Origin of the sequence: Shigella sp. FC1661 (genome assembly GCF_001712525.1) — a bacterium.
GTDB classification, from domain to species: Bacteria; Pseudomonadota; Gammaproteobacteria; order Enterobacterales; family Enterobacteriaceae; genus Escherichia; species Escherichia coli.
Genome location: NZ_MDGW01000245.1, coordinates 1 through 2,760 on the forward strand (window position 1 = coordinate 1; position 2,760 = coordinate 2,760).

Sequence of the window (2,760 nt, forward strand, 5' to 3'; positions counted from 1 at the left end):
ACGTTCTGCCTTGCGCAGATGAGATAGGGGAGCCCGCAGAATTCGGAAAAAATCGTACGCTAAGGTTTTCCGGGCATCCGTAAGGGCCGAAACTTCCCGGTCCAGGGCGGCCGTCTTCACGTTCTGCCTTGCGCAGATGAGATAGGGGAGCCCGCAGAATTCGGAAAAAATCGTACGCTAAGGTTTTCCGGGCATCCGTAAGGGCCGAAACTTCCCGTCTTCCAGTCTGCGGCTCTGCCGCCAGACGTAATCGCCGGTTAGGTTGATGTGCTCCCAGCCCAGCGGCGACAGGAATTGCAGCAGCTCGCCGTCCACCGGCTTGCCGGCCTCGACCAACCCCTGGGTGGCGCGTTCCAGGTACACCGTGTTCCACAGCACGATAGCCGCCGTCACCAGGTTGAGGCCGCTGGCCCGGTAGCGCTGCTGCTCGAAGCTCCGATCCCTGATTTCCCCAAGGCGGTTGAAGAACACCGCCCTGGCCAGCGAGTTGCGCGCCTCACCTTTGTTCAGGCCGGCATGCACGCGGCGGCGCAGTTCAACACTTTGCAGCCAGTCCAGGATGAACAGCGTGCGCTCGATCCGGCCCAGCTCGCGCAGGGCCACGGCCAGTCCGTTCTGGCGCGGGTAGCTGCCGAGCTTGCGCAGCATCAGCGAGGCGGTGACGGTGCCCTGCTTGATCGAGCTGGCCAGGCGCAGGATGTCGTCCCAGTGGGCACGCACGTGCTTGATGTTCAGGGTGCCGCCGATCAGCGGGCGCAACGTCGGGTAGGCTTGCACGCCCTGCGGCACGTACAGCTTGGTTTCGCCGAGGTCGCGGATGCGCGGCGCGAAGCGGAAGCCTAGCAGGTGCATCAGGGCAAAGACGTGATCGGTGAAGCCGGCCGTGTCGGTGTAGTGCTCCTCGATCCGCAGGTCGGACTCGTGGTACAGCAGGCCGTCGAGCACATAGGTGGAATCGCGGACGCCGACATTCACCACGCGGGTGCTGAACGGCGCGTACTGGTCGGAGATATGGGTATAGAACAGCCGTCCCGGCTCGCTACCGTACTTCGGGTTGACGTGCCCGGTGCTCTCGCCCCGGCCACCCGCGCGGAAGCGCTGGCCATCGGAGGATGAGGTCGTGCCGTCGCCCCAGTGGGCGGCAAAGGCGTGGCGATACTGGTGGTTGACCAGCTCGGCCAAGGCCGCCGAATAGGTTTCGTCGCGGATGTGCCAGGCTTGCAGCCAGGACAGCTTGGCGTAGGTCAGGCCGGGGCTCGACTCGGCCATCTTGGTCAGCCCGAGGTTGATCGCATCACCGAGGATTGCGGACAGCAGCAACGTCCTGTCTTTGGCCTCGGCCCCGTCCTTCAAGTGGGTGAAGTGGCGGCTGAAGCCCGTCCAGTCGTCCACGTCCATCAGCAGTTCGGTGATCTTGATGCGCGGCAGTAACTGGCTGGTTTGGTCGATCAGCGCCTGCGCCCGATCCGGCACCGCCGCATCCAGCGGGGTGATTTTCAGCCCTGACTCGGTGAGGATGGCATCGGGCAGCTCGTTGTCCTTGGCCAGGCGGGTGACGGTGGCCAACTGCTCGTCCAGCAGCTGCAAACGCTCTTCCAGGTACTGGTCGCTGTTCGGGTTGATCGCCAGGGGCAGGGCCTGCTCGCGCTTGAGTGCGGCGAACTTCTCGGCCGGCAGCAGGTAGTCGTCGAAGTCGCGGAACTGCCGCGAGCCCTTGACCCAGATGTCGCCGGAGCGCAGGGCGTTCTTCAGCTCGGACAGGGCGCAGATTTCGTAGAATTTCCGGTCGAGGCCTTCCGGGGTGATCACCAGCGGCTTCCAGCGCGGCTTGATGAAGGCCGTGGGTGCATCGGCCGGCACCTTGCGCAGGTTGTCGGCGTTCATCTCACGCAGGGTCTGCACGGCTGCCAGCACGCCTTGCGCGGCCGGCGCGGCGCGCAGTTCCAGCACCTCCAGCAAGGCCGGCGTGTAACGGCGCAGGGTGGCGAAGTTCTCGCCGACCAGGTGCAGGTGGTCGAAGCCTTCCGGCCGGGCCAGCAGCTCGGCCTCGCTGACGCTCTCGGTGAACTCGTCCCAGGGAATCACCGCCTCGATGGCGGCATAGGGGTCGCTGCCGCTTTCCTTCGCTTCCAGCAGCGCCTGGCCGATCCTGGAGTACAGGCGCACCTTGTCGTTGATCGCCTTGCCCTGCTTCTGGAACTGCTGCTGATGCTTGTGCTTCGCGCCGCTGAACAGCTTGACCAGGATGCGGTCATGCAGATCGACCAGCTCATCGATCACGGTCGCGGTGCTCTCCAGCACCACGGCGGCCAGGGTCGCGTAGCGGCGCTGCGGCTCGAACTTACCGAGGTCTTTGGGCGTCATCTGCCCACCCTCGCGGGCCAGCTTGAGCAGGCGGTTCTGGTGGATGTGCCGGCCCAGGCCTTCGGGCAAGTCCACCAACTGAAATGTCTTCAGCCGCTCGATGTGTTCCAGCATGTGCCGAGAGTTGGGTTTCAGCGGTGCCTGGCGCAGCCAGGTCAACCAGGTGATGCTGCTGCCGGCCTTGAGCTTCAACAGCTCGTCCAGCTTGGCCCGATGCGAGTCCGTGAGTGGTTCGACCAGGGCGCGGTAGACCCGCCGATTGGCTCGCGCAATGGCTTCCGAGCAGGCCCGGTCAATGGCACTGTTGCAAATAGTCGGTGGTGATAAACTTATCATCCCCTTTTGCTGATGGAGCTGCACATGAACCCATTCAAAGGCCGGCATTTTCAGCGTGAC

1 protein-coding gene is annotated in these 2,760 nt (G+C 64.2%); it reads right to left on the reverse strand.

The genetic code is table 11. The features are described from left to right. Nucleotides 1-177: 177 nt before the first annotated feature. Nucleotides 178-2,760: Tn3-like element TnAs1 family transposase (locus tag BFF42_RS14605; RefSeq protein ID WP_252866571.1), on the reverse strand; the 2,583-nt coding region annotated here is incomplete at its 5' end.